5 protein-coding genes and 1 pseudogene are annotated in these 4,373 nt (G+C 74.3%); 2 read left to right on the top strand and 4 right to left on the bottom strand.

The window, feature by feature from the left end; genetic code table 11:
* Both ACRDSK_RS32110 and ACRDSK_RS32105 read right to left on the bottom strand, forming a co-directional pair.
* Positions 1-309, bottom strand: a 309-nt coding sequence (locus tag ACRDSK_RS32110; protein WP_431445166.1) for an AfsR/SARP family transcriptional regulator, incomplete at its 3' end; no start/stop codon positions are given.
* 66 nt (positions 310-375) lie between these two features.
* The gene (locus ACRDSK_RS32105; protein WP_431445165.1) at positions 376-1,320 is read right to left on the bottom strand and encodes an NmrA/HSCARG family protein; all 945 of its coding nucleotides are present in this window, start codon (positions 1,318-1,320) and stop codon (positions 376-378) included.
* Positions 1,321-1,517: 197 nt separating this feature from the next.
* Here ACRDSK_RS32105 and ACRDSK_RS32100 point away from each other — a divergent pair, with 197 nt between their 5' ends.
* A complete protein-coding gene (locus ACRDSK_RS32100; protein WP_431445164.1) occupies positions 1,518-2,189 on the top strand; it encodes a hypothetical protein in 672 nt (223 codons plus the stop codon).
* A gap of 97 nt (positions 2,190-2,286) precedes the next feature.
* Positions 2,287-3,378: a helix-turn-helix domain-containing protein gene (locus ACRDSK_RS32095; RefSeq protein WP_431445163.1), complete on the top strand. Its 1,092-nt coding sequence runs from the start codon at positions 2,287-2,289 to the stop codon at positions 3,376-3,378.
* On the opposite strand, the gene ACRDSK_RS32090 is transcribed toward ACRDSK_RS32095, so the two are convergent.
* Together ACRDSK_RS32090 and ACRDSK_RS32085 are read right to left on the bottom strand one after the other, a co-directional pair.
* The gene (locus ACRDSK_RS32090) at positions 3,361-4,089 is read right to left on the bottom strand and encodes a class I SAM-dependent methyltransferase (RefSeq protein ID WP_431445162.1); all 729 of its coding nucleotides are present in this window, start codon (positions 4,087-4,089) and stop codon (positions 3,361-3,363) included. The two genes, ACRDSK_RS32095 and ACRDSK_RS32090, sit on opposite strands and share 18 nt — an antisense overlap.
* Positions 4,086-4,373 (bottom strand): annotated as a pseudogene (locus ACRDSK_RS32085) (hypothetical protein); the annotation flags it as partial. The pseudogene ACRDSK_RS32085 and the gene ACRDSK_RS32090, both read right to left, overlap by 4 nt.

Below are 4,373 nucleotides of genomic sequence, written 5' to 3'. Positions count from 1 at the left end.
GACCCGGCGCTCGAACTCGGCGACGTCGAGGTCCGCGGCCGGCAGCGCGTAGCCGCCGCCCACGGACCCGATCACGCCGTCGCCGAGCGCGCGGCGAAGCCGGGAGACGTACGAGCGGACCATGCCGACCGCGGCGGGTGGGGCGGTGTCGCCCCACATCGCCGCGACGAGCCGGTCGGGCGCCGCGGGCGCACCCGCGCGCAGCAGCAGGACCGCCAGCACGGCGCGCTGCTGCGGTGAGCCGAGGTCGACCTCGGCGTCGTCGCGCCACGCGCGTACCGGACCCAGCACCTCGAACCGCAGGCCCACGTGACGCCCCCTCTCCGCAACCGTGCCATCACGAGAACGGCTGCGGAGCAGGGCCTATTCCGTGGGTCACACCGTGAACTCGTCCCGGTTGGCGGCGAGCCAGGTGTCGAAGTCCTGCAGCCGCGGGTTAAGCGAGCGGGCGTAGGCGGGATCGCGCGCGCCGGCGAACGAGTCGGCGAACTCGGCGTAGTACTGGAACATGTTCGCGACGTCGTCCGCGCCGGGGAAGCCGCCCGCGCGCACCGCGGACAGCGCGGCCGGCCGGTACTCGACCGGCTCGCCGAGCGCGGCACCGAGCTTCGCGGCGTACTGCTCGCCGGACAGGATCTCCCCCGAGATGGCCACGGTCTCGCCGACGAGCTCGGTGCCGCCGGCGAGGATCCCGTACGCGGTCCGGCCGATGTCCACCCCGGCGACGCCGGGCAGCACCGCGTCGCCCATGGGCAGGGTGATGAACAGCGCGCCCTGCTCGTCGCGCAGCGGATGGAAGAAGTCGAGGAACGACTCGAAGTACATGGTCGTGGACAGCATCGTGGTCGGCACGCCCGCGTCGCGGAAGAACTGGTCGGCCTCGCCCTTGCTGTCGAAGTGCGGCACCTTGTAGCGGCCGTGGAGGGTGGGCATCCGGTCGTCCTCGAGCGGCACGTGCAGCCGGGTGTCGGGCAGGGTCGACCAGACGACGTGCTCGAGCCCCGTGGCGCCGGCGGCATCGGCGGCCGCGCGCGCGTGGGCCTGCTCGCGCTCGACCGAGTTGTACTCCCAGAACGCGGTGACGACGAAGGCGCCGTACGCGCCGTCCAACGCCTTGCGGACGCTGTCCGGGTCGTCGAGGTCGGTGGCCACGACCTCGGCCCCGCGTGCGGCGAGCGCCGCCGCGGCGTCCGTGGCCGGGTTGCGGGTCAGCGCGCGGAGCGCGAACCCGCCGTCCGGGTCGTCGAGGATCGCCTCCGCGAGGCCGCCGCCCTGGGTCCCGGTCGCGCCCACCACGGCGATGATCTTCCTGTCGGTCATCGGTGTTGCTCCTTCGCCGGTGGCCGGCGTGTTCCGGCCACCTCCCGAGACAAGCAGCGCGGCATGCACGCCGGATTCACGCCGGATTCACGCCGGGTGCACGACACGCCCACGCACCTCCCGCGACCTGACCGGATCCGGTGCCAGAATCAAGTGACCGGCTTCGGTCCGGGCCGCGCGATCAAGAGGAGTGGCAGGTGGCGAACGATCCCCAGCACGTGGACGAGCTCACCTCGCTGCTGCATCCGGTGCCGGTGCTCGACTTCATCACGACGTTCGGCCGGTGGCTGCAGGACGCGCACGAGACGGCGGCGAGCCTGCAGCCGGCGCGGCGCAACGGGCCGCGCGGCAGCTGGGCGAACAACACGAGCTTCGGCACCGACCGCTACCAGTTCCTGCGGGAGACGGCCGGCTCGCTCACCGGCGAGCTGCCCGGGCTGGAGGTCGACGCGGCGTTCCAGGCGGTGCTGCTCAAGCTGCCGCGGGTCGGGATGTACCACCTGCTGATGCCGGCCGGGCCGTACGGCTCGCTCGGCGACGCGAGCGACCTGCGGCGGGAGCTGTTCGGCGCCGGCGACGATCTCGGCCTGTTCAGCAGGCGGGACGCGCTGCTGGCGAGCCGGCCGCTGCTGTTCCTGCCGTGGACCGGCACCGAGGCGCTCGGGCTGACCGGCCTGTGGGCCGGCCAGGGCAGGCTGCTGCCGGAGGACAACCACATCGACTGGCAGTGGTGCGTCGACCTGCGCGAGCTCGGCACCGGCCTGACCCCGGAGATCCCGGCGGGCCGGCTCCCGGCGGACGCGTTCGGCCTGCCACAGCCGATGCTGCCGCTGCGACCTCGCTCCGAGGCACCGGCCGCGGCCGAATAGCCAGTACCTCACCCGACTCGCGCCACGCTCCGTGCTCGGCGACGATGGCGCACGTTCGTCTCCGCTCGTCCGTATCCGCTCGTTCAGGGGGTTTGTCGTGTCTTCGAGTGCCGCCGCCGTCGCGCAGGCATTCGCCCCCGCCCGGCTGACGATGGCCCGCGAGCTGGCCGGGCTGCGCAAGCGGGAGCTCGCGGGGCTGATCGGCCGGACGGCGGCGGCCGTGTCGCAGTACGAGCTCGGCCAGTCCCGACCGAGCGCGGCGACCCTGACCCGCTGCGCCGAGGCGCTCGACATGCCGGTGGGGTTCTTCGGGGTGGGCCGGCCGCAGCTGCGGCTGGACACCACGCAGGCGCACTTCCGTTCCCTGCGCGCGACGACGGCCGTGCGGCGGCAGCAGGCGCTCGCGCACGTCGAGCTGCTGTGGGAGATCACCGACCGGCTCGACCAGGTGATCGAGCTGCCGCCGGTCGACCTCGGGCTGCCGCTGGGCATCCCGCACGGGGACGCCTCGCGGACCGCGCAGACGGTTCGCAAGGCGTGGGAGCTCGGCACCGGACCGGTCGTGCACCTGGTGCGCAACCTCGAGGCGCGTGGCATCGTGGTGACCCGCATCCCGGCGGTCGACGCCGCCACGATCGACGCGTTCTCCTCGGCGCTGCACGGCCGGCCCACGATCGCGTTGTCGGACAAGGGAAACCCGATGCGCCGCAGGTTCTCCGTGGCGCACGAGCTGGGCCACCTGCTGCTGCACCCGGACCCCGCGCCGGGCTCGCCGACCCACGAACGTCAGGCGAACGCCTTCGCGGCGGAGTTCCTGATGCCGGCCGCCGAGGTGCGCCCGTTGCTGCCCACCCCGGTCAGCGTGCCGGCCCTGAAGGAGATCGCCGACGGCTACGGGGTGTCCGCGGCGGCGCTCCTGTACCGCGGCAAGGACCTGGGCGTGTACGGCGAGTCGACCGTCCGCCGCACGATGGCCACGCTGACGGCGCTGGGCTGGCGCACGGACGAGCCGGTGGGTTCCGACCACCCGGGCGAGCAGCCGGCCCTGCTCCGCAGGGCGGTCGAGCTGGCCACCGAGCACGGCCTGTCACTGGCCCGCCTGGCGGCTGACGTCCACATCGGACTCCCCCGGCTCCGCGAGCTGGTCGGCATCCCCAACCCACGACCCCGGCTACGCCTGGTCCACTGAGGACCTACGACCGACGACGAGCGCGCCGCGCTTCGTGAGCACCATCGGCGCGGGTACTCGGGCGGCCAGCTGTGCCGCGTGGTCCGCCGGCACGAAGCGGGCCACGAGGAAGTCCGCCACCGCCGCCGGGTCGGGCAGGGTCAGCAGCGGTGCGTCCCAGGCGTCGACCCGGACGTCGGCGAACACCGTGCCGACGATGGCCGGCGCCTCCTCGGTGTCGAACGGCGTCGGGGTCGGGCGCCACACCGCGGCGAGCTCCGGCGAGTCGTGCCGGCTGATCGTGCCGGCCACCAGCACGCCGCCGGGTCGCAGTACCCGGTGCGCCGCGCGGACCGCGGCGAGCGGGTTCGGCAGGTGGTCGTACACGTTCACCGCGACCACCGCGTCGAAGGCGGCCTCGGCGAACGGCGGCGCCATCGCGTCGGCCCGCACCACCGGTGACGGGACCGCGGCGAGCATGGTTGCCGAGCCGTCCAGGCCCACCACCCAGCCGCCGGCGCCGACCGCTGCGGCGAGCGCCCCCTCACCGCAGCCGACGTCGAGCACGCGCCGGGCACCCAGCTCACGGAGCAGGCCGGCGATCCTGCCGTACAGGCTCTCCCCGGGCGACCGGTACGCGGCGGTCACCCGGGAACCGGTGCGGAACCGGTCCGGGTCGGCGTCGTAGTCGCGCCGCGTCGGCGTACCTGCCCACTCGCCGGGTCCGGTCACACCTTCGCCAGCAGCACGGCCAGCAGGCGGGTGCGCAGGTCCTCCGCGGTGTCGTCGAGGACGGTCTCGCGCAGGGCGGCCAGGTGACGTTCGTGGGTGTCGGCCCGCTGGGTTGCCGTCGTCAGGGCCGCAGCGGTCTTCGCCAGGTGCGCGGTGTGGTCGGCGACCTTCGCCCGCTCCTCCTCCAGCGCGGCCCGGGCGGCGTCCCGTTCGGCCGACGTGTTCGCCAGCGTGCGGGTCGCCTCGCCGGCCTCCCGCAGGGCTGCCTCGGCGCGCTCGTGCTC

Origin of the sequence: Actinophytocola sp. (assembly GCF_050699915.1) — a bacterium.
GTDB lineage: Bacteria > Actinomycetota > Actinomycetes > Mycobacteriales > Pseudonocardiaceae > Actinophytocola.
The sequence above is the reverse complement of the archived record's forward strand: the minus strand, read 5'-3'. Positions and strand labels throughout refer to the sequence as shown.